Here is a 12,464-nt window from a genome sequence, read left to right as displayed (position 1 = left end):
CGCATGTCCACCGAAACGCCATCGTCGTCCGGCCCCGCCCGGGTGCTGCTCGTGATCCCCACGCTCAACGAGGCGGCCCACATCGACGGCCTGCTTGCGGGGCTGCTGGCGGATCCGCCGGCCGCCGCGAGCTGGCGCATCGTCGTCGTCGACGGCGGCAGCACCGACGGCACCGTCGCGAAGGTCAAGGCCGTGGCGGCACAGCAACCCGCGGTGCAGTTGCTGCACAACCCGGCGCGCATCCAGAGCGCGGCGGTCAATCTCGCGGCGCGGCAGTTCGGCCGCGAGGCCGACGTGCTGATCCGCTGCGATGCGCACGCCGTCTACCCCGCCGGCTTCTGCCAGCGCCTGCTCGATTCGCTGGCCGGCTCCGGCGCCGATGCGGTGGTGGTGCCCATGGATTCCATCGGCCACGGCTGCCTCGAGCGCGCCGTGGCCTGGGTGTCCAACTCGCCGGTCGGTACCGGCGGATCGGCGCATCGCGGCGGGCAGCGCAGCGGCTTCGTCGACCACGGCCACCATGCCGCGTTCCGCATGGACACGTTTCGCCGCGCCGGCGGCTACGACGAGAGCTTCACGCACAACGAGGACGCCGAGCTCGACTGCCGGCAACGAGCCCTCGGTGCCCGCATCTACCTGGACGCCGGCATCCGCCTCGGCTACCACCCGCGCAGCAGCCTGCCGGCGCTGGCGCGCCAGTACTTCCGCTACGGCGCCGGGCGCTCGCGCACCGCGCGCCGCCATCCGGGCTCGCTGCGCCTGCGGCAGCTCGCGGTGCCTGCGCACCTGCTGCTGACGGTGGCAGCGTTTGCGGTCAGCCCCTGGTTCGCCGGGCTGCTGGCGTGGCCGGTGCTGTACGTCGGCGTGCTGCTGCTCACGTCGCTGCTGATGGCGGTGCGGCACCGCTCCGCCTGCGGACTGCTGGCCGGCGTGGCCGCCGCCACCATGCACACGGCCTGGGCGCTCGGCTTCCTGTCGGGTCTGCTGAGCCGCCGCGAGCAGGCCTGGCAACCCGTCCTGGCCGCCCCCCTGTGGCCCGCTGAATCGAGAACCACCGCCTGATGAGCCTCCCACCCTTGAACGCCCTGCTGGTCGATCCCTCGCTGTTCACCGCGCCCTACGACGCGGCGCTCACCGAAGGCCTGCTCGCGGCCGGCGTGCAGCCCACGTGGGCCGTGCGGCCCACGCGCAAGGGCGACCGCCCCGAGCTCCCCGAGGCCCACGTCGACGCCTTCTTCTACAAGGTCATCGACGAGGCCCCCGGCCTGCCGCGCGCGCTGCGTGCGCTGGCCAAAGGCCTGTCGCACGCGGTCGGCCTGCTGCAGCTGTGCCGGCGCGTGGTGGTGCGCCGCCCCGCGGTCGTGCATTTCCAGTGGGTGGTGGTGCCGCCGCTCGACACGCTGGCCATCCTGTTCATCCGCACGCGCTGCCCGGTGGTACTGACGGTGCACGACACGGTGCCCTTCAACGGCGAGCGCATGTCGCTGCTGCAGAACCTGGCGTTCGACCTGCCCGTCAAGCTGGCCAACCGCGTGGTCGTGCACACGCAGGCCGGCCGCGAGCGGCTGGTGAAGCGCGGCGTGTCCGCTGCCAAGCTGGCCGTCATCCCGCACGGCCCGCTGCGCCTGCAGGCCACGCCGTCGCCGGCCGGCCTGCGGCGCGACGACCCGCGCTGGAGCTTCGTGCTGTTCGGCGAGATCAAGCCCTACAAGGGGCTCGACGTGCTGATCGAGGCCGTGGCCCGCCTGCCCGCCGACGTGCGCCGCCAGTCGCGCTTCATCGTGGCCGGGCGGCCGCGCATGGATCTCGCGCCGCTGCAGGCGCGCATCGCGGAGCTGGCGCTCGGTGACGCCTTCGAGCTGCGCCCCCAGCGCCTCTCCGAGCAGGAGATGGCCGACCTGTTCGCTCAGGCCCACGCCTTCGTGTTCCCCTACCGCCAGATCGACGCCAGCGGCGTGTACTACCTCGTCAAGTCGCTCGGCAAGTGGATGATCGCCAGCCGCGTCGGCATCTTCGCCGAAGACCTGCAGCCCGGCACGCAGGGCGCGCTGGTGCCGCCGGAAGACATCGGCGCGCTGGCGACGGCGCTGGCCGACGCAGTGGTTCATCGCTCCATGCCGCGCCCCCTGCCGCCCGGCAGCACCTGGGCCGGCATCGGTGTCGCGACGCGGGCCCTGTACCAGCAGGCCATCGACGCCCGCTCCGCCGGCGCACGGCCGCCCAAGGTCCAGGCGCAGCCGCCAGCGCAATGAATAACCGCCGCCACCTCATCGCCCGCCTGGCCGTGATGGCCGCTGCGGTCGCCTGCGGGCCCGGCCTGCTGACGGCGTGCGCGCAGCCGCAGGGTGGCAGCGTGGCCGCCAGCGTGCCCAGCCAGCCGGTCGCGCCGGTGCGCGAGTCGGGCTACAGGCTGGTGAAGAACTGGGACTTCAAGACGCTGATCCGCGACGCCGCCGCATTGCGCAAGGAGTTCTTCACCCGCTACATCTTCGCCAACGGCACGCTCGACCACGTGAACGACGAGTGGAGCCGCTACCGCGACAACGACAACCACGTCTTCACCGACACCGGCCTGTCGCTGGTGGCCCGGGCGCCCGGCGAACTGAAGCCCGGCAAGGTGGAGAGCGGCATGCTGCGCTCGCGCTGGAGCGGCCAGTACGGCGTGTACGAGATCCGCATGAAGGCGCCGCCGGGCCGCGGCACCTGGCCCGCGTTCTGGCTCAACCCGCAGGACCAGACCTGGCCGCCCGAGATCGACGTGGTGGAGATCGTGAACAACGGTGACGGCGGCACCCGGCGCAGCTTCCACTTCCTGCACGGCGTGGGCACCAAGAACGCCAAGCAGCGCGTCAGCAAGCTCGACGCGCAGAAGACCTACGTGCCAGGCACCGACTTCGCCGAGCAGTTCCACGTGTTCTCGGTCGAGTGGACGCCCGACAGCGTGCGCCACTACGTGGACGGCGTGCTGGTGACCGACCGCGACTACCTCTGGGTGCACAACAATGGCCAGGATGGCGGAGCCGCACACGTGCTGGTCAATTTGGCGGTGGGCGGCAAGTGGCCGGGGTCGCCGAACGCCGATTCGCTGCCGGCGCACCTGGAGATCGACTACATACGCGTCTGGCAGCGCTGAGCCCGCCCGCGTTTCGCACCAGCCATGAACACCGCGACCGTAGACAGTCCGTCCCTCGAGCCCGGTGCTGCACCGCAGCTGATGAGCCGGGGCATGCTGTTGCGGGCATCGATCGTGTTTCTGCTGCTGTCGACCACCGTGCTGCAGCGCTTCGGCCTCAATCTGGGCAGCTACTCGGCCAACGTGACCTTGCTGGCGATGTATGCGGTGCTGGGCATAGCCGTCGCGTCCGGGCGCTTGAGCTTCTCCATGGACCGCCTGTTCATCTACGTGCTGTGCATTGCATTGGCCGCGGGCAGCATGCTGGCCAACGTCAATCTCGCGCAGATCGATCGGTCCTCCTTCTCGTCGCTGATCCTGCTGGCGGCCATGTTCTTCCCTTTCGTGTTCGTCCTGGTGCCCGATCCGCAGGGGCGCAACGATGCCGACTGGGCGATGCGTGCCTTCCTGAATGTCGCGCTGTTCTGTGCTGTGGCCGGCATCGCGCAGTTCTTCGCGCAGTTTGTGGTCCGACCGCCGTGGTTGTTCGACTTCACCGAGTACATCCCTTACGTGATGCGCGGGCCGAGCGGCTACAACACGGTCATTCCGGTCGGCTCGCTGTTCAAGTCGAACGGCTTCTTCTTCCGCGAGCCGTCATTGTTTTCGTTCGTGATGGCACTGGCGCTGCTGGCCGAGGGTTTGCTGTACCGGCGGATGGTCCGCATCGCCATCTTCGGCCTGGCGCTGCTGCTCACCTATTCGGGCACCGGCATCCTGACGCTGTTCATCGGGCTGCTGTTTCCCCTCGGCCTGAGAACGCTGCTGCGCCTCGGCGCAGTCGCCCTGATCGGGGGCCTTGCCGTGCTGCTTCTGGGTGATGTGCTGAACCTGTCGTTCACTCTCGGGCGCATTGGTGAGTTCGGCTCCGAGCGCAGCAGTGCTTACATCCGGTACATCGCTCCGTTCCGCGTCATTGCCGACACGATGATGAGCGACATCTGGACCTTCTGGCTGGGCCATGGGCCCGGCACCATCTACCGACTCGGGCCGTCATCGTCCTACGAGTTCCACGATCCGACCTGGGCCAAGCTGCTGTTCGAGTACGGCGTGCTGGGCTTCGTCGCTTTCGTGGCGATGTTCCTGGTGATGCTGAACCGCCCGCGTATACCGATCCAGGTTCGCGCCGCGTTGTTCTTTTCCTGGCTGATCATGGGGGGACACCTGCTGATGCCGGAGAACAACTACCTTGCGCTGGTCGTGGTCGGCTTCATGCCGCTGGCAGGAGGAGCACTTGCAGACCTGCATGCGCGGAGCGCGGACCTTGCAGGTCGCGTCGAGAGCGAACCACCGGTACGGTCCTGGAGCAGCTAACTCGAGGACGGTGTTCCGAAGAACTCACGCTGGAGCCTGTCATCGATCTTCCGCATCGACAGCAACCTTCGACAGGTGCGCCGAGGATGTGCCAGCGCATCGCGGCTGAACAACAACTGGCGCATCAGGCCCGGCGATCCGCTGTGTGCCCCGGCATGACCGACGCGATAGATCGAGCCGGGAAACGGCAGCGGGTCGAGTGCGAATCCCAGGTGCTCGAGGTCTTCCTTGATGTAGACATGACTCCCGAGCCGCCGCTTGATGTAGTCGGGCTCGGCCGTCTCGATCGAGCTTGGCAGACCCAGAAGGCCGCGTCTGATGATGTGCGAGGTCCCGCAGAACCGCGAGAAGTCGTCGTGAACATAGGTCCAGCGGCCGCCGTCCTGCCACACATGGCCGTGCTGGAAGAACCAGCCATTGCTGTCCGCACGCGAGGCTGCGAACTCGGTGAGCCGGCAACTGATCAGATCGTCGTCGTCGACGATCATCACGTATTCCGAAGGTGCGCAGGCCAGCAGCCCCGCCAGAATCCGTTTGCCCTTGTCCAGGCGGACAGCCTCTCGAAACTCGTCCAGGCTCGATGTGCCGCGTTCGTACAGTGGGTTCGGCGCGAAGTCCACGCGTTCGAGCTCGATGCCGCGCGGCATGACCGGAACCGTCGCACCATGGTTCACGACGACCACGGCCGACCAGCGGCTGTCCGTTTGGCCGGCGATCGATCGCGCGGCTTGTTCGAGCTTGACGCAAAGAAGACCCCAATCGGGTGAATTCTCCGGGTGTCGCACGGGAACGATGAAGCTGAGGATCTTCTTCTGCACGGTGCTGGCGATCGCGGGGAGGTCAGGTCGGCGCAGACTCGGCTCGACACAGGCGAGCCAGGCGCTCCTGCGTCAACGAAAGTGCGTCCGCATGCGACCGATCGGTGCTCAGGTGGCTCGGTCCGGAGGCCGCTCGACGCAAAGACGCCGCGCACTGTTCAATGCGCACGGACCGGCTGAGCCGCAGCCCACGCTCGACCCGGGACAGGCGCTTGAGAACGATCTCGCCCCATCGTGCCAGGCCCTGCCCGGGTGTCCGGTCATCGTTGCCGTTGCTTCGGAGGTAGGACTCGATCAACGCCTCGGGGTCCAGCAGCGCGGCGCGTTCCGGTTCGAGGCCTATTTCTGGATTGACGTACCGAACGAGATGGGTTCGCGTGGCTTCGATGAAGGAACTCGCAGGTAGTTGAACAGGAGCGTAGGGAAGCGCCAACGAACTGGCCCAGTCGCGCCACTTGAATGCCGACACTTCAGGAGAGAGAAGAACCGGAATCCAGGGCACCCTGAATGTGTCGGCCACGATGGCAGCATGCATGGATTCCGCGATGACGAGTTCGGCGTCCTGGATCTGGCGAATGACCTGTTTCGCGTCCTGGCAGGGGTCGATCAGGCGAATGCCGGCCGCTTGACAAACGGCGTTCCAGAAACCGTAGTTCATCGATTTCCAGTGGGGCACGAAGGCGATGCCTCGCCGGGTCGATGAGGCGTTGCGGAGTTCGGGGCACGCGGCCAGCAGGATCGCGGGGTCCGACATTGCGCGGTCGGTTGGAAGGTCGAGCAGACGCTGAGTCAACTCGCCGCGCACACCATAGACCTGCCAGCGATCGCCTCGGCACCTGTCGATGGGCGGCGGCCCGTAGCCAACGCCTGAGCCGAACACCACGTAGCGCGGTGCTGCCGGGAGATTGGCGCTCAGGATCGTGCCGATTCCCAAGAACAGCGTGGGGTCGCTTGACTCGGCGAATGTCTCTGGAGCCAAGCGATTCCAAAGCCAGTCGTTCAACTCATCGCCGAAATTGCCTTTCACGCCCGGCACTTTGAATATTCTCAATTGCGGAACTTTCTCATGTTCGAAAAATGGGACTCGGTTTCACCGGTTCATGGTGCCTTCAGCGTTCTTGTCGCTGCGGAGAGCAATGACGCGAGGCGAGCCCTGAGACGGTGATCGATCATCAGCAGGACGCTGGCATAGACAAGGCATCCGAGCATCGCGAGGACCGTGAGATTGGTCTTGCTGACGGAGTCGATGGGAGCGATCTGCATCCAACCCAGCAATGCGGTTGCCATGACGGCCACGGCGACTGCAGGTTTCAGCGCGCCGACCAGCTGGCTTCTGAGATGGATATTCATGTTTCGATGCAGCATGGCGATGACGAGCACCACACCGAGCGTCTCGCGCGTGACCCAGATCGCCAACGCGTCGTTCAACGTGGAGCAACCGAGCAGCGCGATCATCGACAGCAGCGCAATCAGCTCGAATGCAGCACCGATCGTGATCGATCCCTGAAAACCAGAGGCCTTCAGCATCGGGACACCGACGGTCTTCTGTGCTTGAAGCATGGTCAGCAGCGCGAGTATCGTGACGAGATAGGCGCTGTCTGCCCATTGCGGTCCGAAAAGCACGGGCATCAGGATGGGCGCGGTCACGGCGATACCGACGAACATCGGAAAGAACGCCGCACACGCCAGTCCGGAGGCCTCCTGGTAGGCCTGCCTGAGCTTCTCTGGATTGCCTTGCAAGCGCGACAGCACCGGAAAGGCGACCTGGCCGGCTGCGGTCGCCACGATATTCCACAGCATGTCGACCACCTTGAAGGCCATGTTCAGGTAGCCCGAGGCCTGTGCGCCCAAAGAGACGCCACAAACGACGATGAAGATCCGTCTGGAGGCGAACGCGATGAAGACCGAGCCGAGGCTCAACAGTCCGAAGCGCAGGAACGGCGAAATGTCGTTGAACTTGAATCGGAGCCGAGGTTTCGTCTTGGTTCCGTACCACAGGATCAAGGAGGCCACAAAGCTGGTGATCAGGTGCTGAGCCACCAAGGACCAGATGTTGTATCCGCTCAGCACCATGACGAGCGCCACCCCCGAGCCCATGAGCCGCGAGACGATCGACCGGCCTGCGAGCAGCTTGAACTCAAGCTGCCTTTGGTGATCCGCAATGAGTGTTGCGGACCAGCCGCTGAACGGAATGGAAAGGGCCGTGAGCAAGAAGATGGCTTGGCTTTGCGGGTGCGGTACGTAGTACTCGAACAGTGGCGCAATCGCAATGCAAAGCCCGAAGACGATGACGCTGCAGAACAAGGTGGCGGTCCACGCACTGTCCAGGTGCCTGGCTTCCAGATGCGGGTGCTGGACAAGCGCGTCGCGGAGCCACATCGTGACAACCAGCCCCAGCAGTTCAGTCACTGCGAGTGCAACCGCAAAGACGCCGAAATCCTGCGGACTGATGAATCGCGCCGCGACCATCAGCGTGATGAACGAGATCGCGGCAACGCCTCCGTGTTCGGTCGCGCTCCAGAGAGCCGATCGAATCGCCTTCTGCCTATTCATGACCGGCCACCGGTTCGGCCTCGATGGGCCAGCCGCTGTCTCCAGCGCCGCACGTCATCGCACGATACCCAGTGCGCGCATCGAACGGACCAGCGCTTGAGGTCGCGTCCCGGTCGCAAATCGCCAGAGCACGATGCGACTGGCGAGCCACATCGGGGCGAACAGCACCAGGACACTCCAGATCGAGATGGCGGCGCGCGCTCGCCACGTCATGCCCTGCGGTCGGCGCAAGCCGTGGAACAGGTCACCCAGCAGCGACACGCGATGGTCGCGCGGCAGAGGATGCGCCGTGGGGTCGAGTCGGAACGAGGCGACGCGGTAGGGCAGCAACGAGAGGCTGTAGCGTATGGCGTCATCTGCGACGCTCAGGCCCGCCGACGCTGCGATGCGCTGCGCATAGCCGAACAACTGTGTGGCGCGAGCGACCTCGCGGCCGAAGCGCCGCGTATCGAGTTCGCTGAACGCGCCGTCGTTCTTGCCGTGGATGCGGTAGGACACCAGAGGTTTGGGCAAGGTGATCACGTCGCCGAGGAAGGGTGCGGCAGCGATGCAGCACGAGTCGCTCGCCCGACCGCCGGCATGGTCGAGCGGGAATATCTTCTGCAGGAACTCCCGGCTGTAGACATTGCCCGAGCCGGGCGGCGTGGGGTAGGTGCCCGTGCTCGTCGCCCAACGTCGCACTTCGTCCGGCGTCGGCACCTGGTGGTACTGAGGAAAGAACGAACCGTGCGGCACGAGGTCGGCGTCCACGCTGCGCATCTGGAACTGCAGCTTGCTGATGCCTGGCCGCCACGCCGCGGCGGCCTCGCGCACCACGCTCGGGTCGAGCACGTCGTCCGAGTCGAGGAAGATCACCACGTTGCCGTGCGAGGCGACGAAGCCGGTGTTGCACGCCCCCACCTGGCCCTGGTTGGGCTGGAACAGGGCCGTGATGCGCGGTCCATAGGCCTCGATCACCGCGCGTGAGCCGTCTGTGGAGCCGTCGTCGACGACGATCACCTCCACGTGAGGCCAGTCCAGCCCGAGGGCGCTGTCGATCGCATCGCCAACGAAGCGCGCATAGTTGTAGTTCGGGATGACGACGGAGAGACGAATCTCGTCGCCTGCGCGAGCCGGCGCGTGAATGCCGCCGCCTGTGCCTGCGGCACCTCCCGTCCCTTGTCGCGCTTCCATCACCATGGCCCGTGCGTGTGGGCCGCCTACTGCTCGTTGACGATCACGCCCGCCAGCTGGGCGGGGCCCTTGGCCAGGGCATTGACCAGCGTCTGCATGCTCTTCATGCGGCTGCGGCCCTTGCGGCCGATCGCCAGCGCAGCGCCACATTTGGCGGCCAGCACACGCGCATCGGCGCCATGCACCGAGGCCGGCGTGTCCACCACCACGTGGTCGAACTTCGACAGCAGCTCGTGTATCAGCAGGCTGAAGGCGGGGCGCTGCACCAGTTCCAGCGGGTTGGGGGGCACCGCGCCGACCGGCAGCACGAACAGCGTCGGCAGGTCGGGCACCTGGTGGATCACGTTCTGCCGCGACCGTCCGGACAGGATGCCGCTCAGGCCGTTGCTGTTGTCGATGCCGAACACCTTGTGCTGGCGCGGCGTGCGCATGTCCGCGTCCACCAGCAGCACGCGCCCGCCGAGCTGACTGAAGGCGACGGCCGTGTTGGCAGCCACGAAGGTCTTGCCGTCGCCCACGTCGGGGCTCACCACGGCCAGCGCGCGCCGCGGCTCGGTGAGGCTCAGCACGCCCATCATCAGTTGGCTACGCAACTCCCGGAAGGCCTCGGCCTGGTCGCTGAACGGGTTGGCGGCGACCACCAGTTCCGGGTTGCAGTCCGACTTGCCGTCGGGCGCATAGGGGTAGTGAAACTGCTGCGACAACGCCCACAACACGTCGTCGTTGCTTGCCAGCTTCAGCGCGACGGCGGCTTCGCCGAAGCGAACCCCGTGCTTGCGCTGGTAGGCGAGGATCTTGTCGATCTGCGCGTCGCTCAGTCGCCTGGCCTGGCGAAGGATGTCGCCGATGGAGCGGTCGCGCAGGGTGTCGATGTCTTCCGCTGCGCCGAGACCGGGGGGCTCATCGGCAGAGGCAGTCGCCGCCGCCGGCTCGAGCAGCGGGTGGTGGGCGATGAGGGGTTCGCGTCTCATGATCGTGCCGGGCCGGCGAGGCCACGAACCACGCGCGCCTTGGCGAGCCGCAAGTTTGAGCCGCCGCGGGCGTTCTGGCGGCTGGCGCGTGGCAATACCACCAGCAAGGGCTGGCGCAGGCCGCTGACCACGTCGTCGACAGTGCGCATGCGTCGGTCGAGCAGTTCGCGTGCCAGCATCAGCCCGATGCCCAGCAGCGAGCCCATGACGAGGGCGACCGCCACGTTCAGCAACGGGCGCGGCGACGACGGGAACGCCGGCGGCGTGGCCTGCTTGAGCACCGAGACGTTGGTCTGCGTGTTCTGGCTTTCCATGCTGGTCTGGTTCACCCGGGTGAGCACCGCGTCGTAGCTGCGCTGGGCATTCTCGACGTCGCGCAGGAGCACGGCCGCCTCGTCGCGCTGGCCCTTGAGCTGCAGCAGCTTGCTGCGTTGCTGCTGGATCTCCGCATTGAGTTGCGCCAGGCGGACCTGGTTCACGTTGTTGTTGGCGTTCAGGCTGCCGGCCACGCGGCTGGTCTGGGCCTGCACGCGCTTGCGAAGTTCCTCGATGTTGGCGCGCAGTTCCACCACCTGCGGGTGGTTGTCCCCCAGGCGCTCATTCAGTTCGTTCAGCCTGGCCTGCTGGCGCGACAGGTCCGCGGTGAGCGCGCCCACCACCGGGTTGGCCAGCACCTCCTGCATGCGGTCGTTGTTGCCGTTCGCTTCGTCCTGCCGGCCGCGCGATTCGGCGGCTGCGCCCTGCAGCACGACCATCTGCGTGGTCAGCTCGCTGAGCCGTGCGTTCTCGACGTCGAGCCGCTCGTCGGTCGCCACGATGCCCTTGGCCTGCTGGTAGGCCGACAGCTTGGCCTGCGCCTGCTCCAGCGCGTCGCGTGTCTGCTTGGCGCGGTCATCGAAGAAGGAGTTGTACTGCTTGGCCGGCTCGACCTTCAGGTCGAGCGTGGTGTCGATGTAGGCCTGCATGAAGGCATTGGCCACGGCCGCGGAGAACTGCGGGTCCGGCGACGAATAGGCCAAGGTGATGACGTTGGATTCGCGCGACGGCAGGATGTCGAGCTTCTTCTGGATGAGCGCGGCCAGCCAGGCCTCGAAGTCGCCCTGACCCTCGGTGGCGGCCTGCCATTGCGCACGCAACTCCAGGCTCTCGTTGAGTTTCAGTCCAGGGCTGCGCAGCGCCCGCAAGGCCACCCGCTCGCTGCGCACCACGTCGAGCTGCGTTGCCATGAAGCCCAGCGGCACGACGCCGCCGGCCGCCGCGGTATTGCCGCCGAGGTCGGGTAGCTTCACGTCGATCAGCACCGAGGCGGTCGACGTGTACTGCTTCGGCAGCAGCAGGCTGACCGCGACCGCACAGGCCACGATGACCGCGAGGACAAGGAAGCCCGAGGTCCAGCGGGCGCGGACGATGGTGAAGAACTGGCTGAATGTCATGGGTGTGAGCGTGTTCGAAGAGGCCAGAGGTTCAGCGCAGGCCCTGGATGCCCTTGCTGCGCGCCTCGGCATCGAGCGCGGCACGCGCGGCGGCCTGGGCCGACGCCGATGCCGCCGCTGCGGGCGGGGCGACGGCCGGCTCCTCACCGGCTGGCGCAGCTTGGGCGAACTTGCCGAGGTACTTGACCTCCGCCGTGCTGCGCAGGGCCTTCAGCTCGGTGTCCACCTTCTGTTGCTTGCGTTCGTTCACTAGGAACTGCTCGATGCTGGCGCGCGCCTCTTCCAGGCTGCGAGGTGCCGGCGAGGCGGCCGTCAGCACCAGCATGCGCAGCCCCTGTGGCTGCGCGAGGAACTCGACCTGACCTTCCTTCATGCCCGCCAGCTTGTCGAGCAGCGGCAGGGGCCAGTCCTCCGCGGGCCGGGTGGCCGAGGTCAGCGTGTAGGGGAGCCCGGCGTTGGCAAGCTCCGCCAGCAAGGCGGGCGTCGTCCTGGCCGCGACAAGTCGTGCCCGCACTGCCTCCAGTGCGTCTCCTGGGGCCGCGATGCCGATGTCCTGCACCGAGTAGATGCGTCGGGTCTTGAACAGGGCGGGGCGCTCGTCGTAGAAGCGGTCGATCTCCTGAGGCGTGGGCTTGGCGGCGGCATCGGCGAGGCGGTCGATGTAGGCGCGCGCCAGCACCTCACGGCGCGCGAAATCCACCGCCTGCACCACTTGCGGGTCGCGATCGATCTTGGCGTCGTTGGCCTTCTGCACGGCGAGTTCCATCTGGATCAGGCGCTCCAGGGCGGTGCGGCTGGCGGCCTCGACCTGCTCGGGGCGCAGGTCGGCCTGCCGCTGCAGCACCAGGTTGACCTGATGGATCGAGACCTCGCCCGCGCCCACCTGGGCAGCGACCTGCGAGCTGCGTGCGTCCTGGCGCTCACCGCAGGCAGCGAGCGCCACGAGGCAACAGCTCGCGAGAGCAACGAGGCGAACTCGGTTGCCGCGGTGGCTGGGGGATCGGTTTGAAAGCTTCATCGAATGAAAGAG

11 protein-coding genes are annotated in these 12,464 nt (G+C 67.0%); 4 read left to right on the top strand and 7 right to left on the bottom strand.

Going from position 1 to position 12,464, the window contains the following annotated elements; genetic code table 11:
- Positions 1 to 3: 3 nt before the first annotated feature.
- The 4 genes from ASC67_RS19175 to ASC67_RS19160 all read left to right on the top strand — a co-directional run bounded on the left by ASC67_RS19175 (position 4) and on the right by ASC67_RS19160 (position 4,486).
- Entirely contained in the window at positions 4 to 1,062 is a 1,059-nt protein-coding gene (locus tag ASC67_RS19175; RefSeq protein WP_056325896.1) for a glycosyltransferase family 2 protein, read from the top strand.
- Positions 1,062 to 2,252 (top strand): glycosyltransferase, encoded by a 1,191-nt coding sequence (locus ASC67_RS19170; RefSeq protein ID WP_056325892.1) that lies wholly within the window; start codon positions 1,062 to 1,064, stop codon positions 2,250 to 2,252. Before ASC67_RS19175 ends, ASC67_RS19170 begins: the two co-directional genes overlap by 1 nt.
- Positions 2,249 to 3,133, top strand: coding sequence for a family 16 glycosylhydrolase (locus ASC67_RS19165; RefSeq protein ID WP_056325889.1), 885 nt, complete (start codon positions 2,249 to 2,251; stop codon positions 3,131 to 3,133). The genes ASC67_RS19170 and ASC67_RS19165 overlap by 4 nt, the downstream gene beginning before the upstream one ends.
- A 183-nt stretch (positions 3,134 to 3,316) precedes the next feature.
- Positions 3,317 to 4,486 carry a hypothetical protein gene (locus ASC67_RS19160; protein WP_235566391.1) on the top strand — a complete coding sequence of 390 codons (1,170 nt, stop codon included), beginning with the start codon at positions 3,317 to 3,319 and terminating at the stop codon, positions 4,484 to 4,486.
- Here the strand turns inward: ASC67_RS19160 and ASC67_RS19155 are convergent.
- The 7 genes from ASC67_RS19155 to ASC67_RS19125 form a co-directional block, all read right to left on the bottom strand.
- Positions 4,483 to 5,304, bottom strand: coding sequence for a hypothetical protein (locus tag ASC67_RS19155; protein WP_082536127.1), 822 nt, complete (start codon positions 5,302 to 5,304; stop codon positions 4,483 to 4,485). The two genes, ASC67_RS19160 and ASC67_RS19155, sit on opposite strands and share 4 nt — an antisense overlap.
- Positions 5,305 to 5,326: 22 nt before the next feature.
- Positions 5,327 to 6,340 (bottom strand): polysaccharide pyruvyl transferase family protein, encoded by a 1,014-nt coding sequence (locus ASC67_RS19150; protein ID WP_235566390.1) that lies wholly within the window; start codon positions 6,338 to 6,340, stop codon positions 5,327 to 5,329.
- 62 nt (positions 6,341 to 6,402) lie between these two features.
- On the bottom strand, positions 6,403 to 7,857 hold the full coding sequence (locus ASC67_RS19145; protein ID WP_056325880.1) for a lipopolysaccharide biosynthesis protein: 1,455 nt from the start codon (positions 7,855 to 7,857) through the stop codon (positions 6,403 to 6,405).
- A 54-nt stretch (positions 7,858 to 7,911) separates the two neighbouring features.
- Positions 7,912 to 9,030: a glycosyltransferase family A protein gene (locus tag ASC67_RS19140; protein WP_082536134.1), complete on the bottom strand. Its 1,119-nt coding sequence runs from the start codon at positions 9,028 to 9,030 to the stop codon at positions 7,912 to 7,914.
- A gap of 26 nt (positions 9,031 to 9,056) precedes the next feature.
- Positions 9,057 to 10,001: a polysaccharide biosynthesis tyrosine autokinase gene (locus ASC67_RS19135; protein WP_056325875.1), complete on the bottom strand. Its 945-nt coding sequence runs from the start codon at positions 9,999 to 10,001 to the stop codon at positions 9,057 to 9,059.
- The gene (gene epsF / locus ASC67_RS19130) at positions 9,998 to 11,434 is read right to left on the bottom strand and encodes a chain length determinant protein EpsF (RefSeq protein ID WP_056325872.1); all 1,437 of its coding nucleotides are present in this window, start codon (positions 11,432 to 11,434) and stop codon (positions 9,998 to 10,000) included. The genes ASC67_RS19135 and epsF overlap by 4 nt, the downstream gene beginning before the upstream one ends.
- A 31-nt stretch (positions 11,435 to 11,465) precedes the next feature.
- Complete coding sequence (locus tag ASC67_RS19125; RefSeq protein ID WP_082536126.1) at positions 11,466 to 12,452, bottom strand: EpsD family peptidyl-prolyl cis-trans isomerase; 987 nt, start codon at positions 12,450 to 12,452, stop codon at positions 11,466 to 11,468.
- Positions 12,453 to 12,464: the final 12 nt, after the last annotated feature.

The sequence above is a fragment of the Methylibium sp. Root1272 genome (genome assembly GCF_001425905.1).
Lineage (GTDB): Bacteria > Pseudomonadota > Gammaproteobacteria > Burkholderiales > Burkholderiaceae_C > Methylibium.
This window is presented reverse-complemented; position numbering and strand designations above follow the sequence as displayed.

Bases quoted from the DNA above. Each gene is read 5' to 3' on its own strand.
- ASC67_RS19125 (WP_082536126.1), bottom strand. From the start codon at position 12,452: ATGAAGCTTTCAAACCGATCCCCCAGCCACCGCGGCAACCGAGTTCGC.
- ASC67_RS19145 (WP_056325880.1), bottom strand. From the start codon at position 7,857: ATGAATAGGCAGAAGGCGATTCGATCGGCTCTCTGGAGCGCGACCGAA.
- epsF (WP_056325872.1), bottom strand. From the start codon at position 11,434: ATGACATTCAGCCAGTTCTTCACCATCGTCCGCGCCCGCTGGACCTCG.
- ASC67_RS19135 (WP_056325875.1), bottom strand. From the start codon at position 10,001: ATGAGACGCGAACCCCTCATCGCCCACCACCCGCTGCTCGAGCCGGCG.
- ASC67_RS19170 (WP_056325892.1), top strand. From the start codon at position 1,062: ATGAGCCTCCCACCCTTGAACGCCCTGCTGGTCGATCCCTCGCTGTTC.
- ASC67_RS19175 (WP_056325896.1), top strand. From the start codon at position 4: ATGTCCACCGAAACGCCATCGTCGTCCGGCCCCGCCCGGGTGCTGCTC.
- ASC67_RS19165 (WP_056325889.1), top strand. From the start codon at position 2,249: ATGAATAACCGCCGCCACCTCATCGCCCGCCTGGCCGTGATGGCCGCT.
- ASC67_RS19140 (WP_082536134.1), bottom strand. From the start codon at position 9,030: ATGGAAGCGCGACAAGGGACGGGAGGTGCCGCAGGCACAGGCGGCGGC.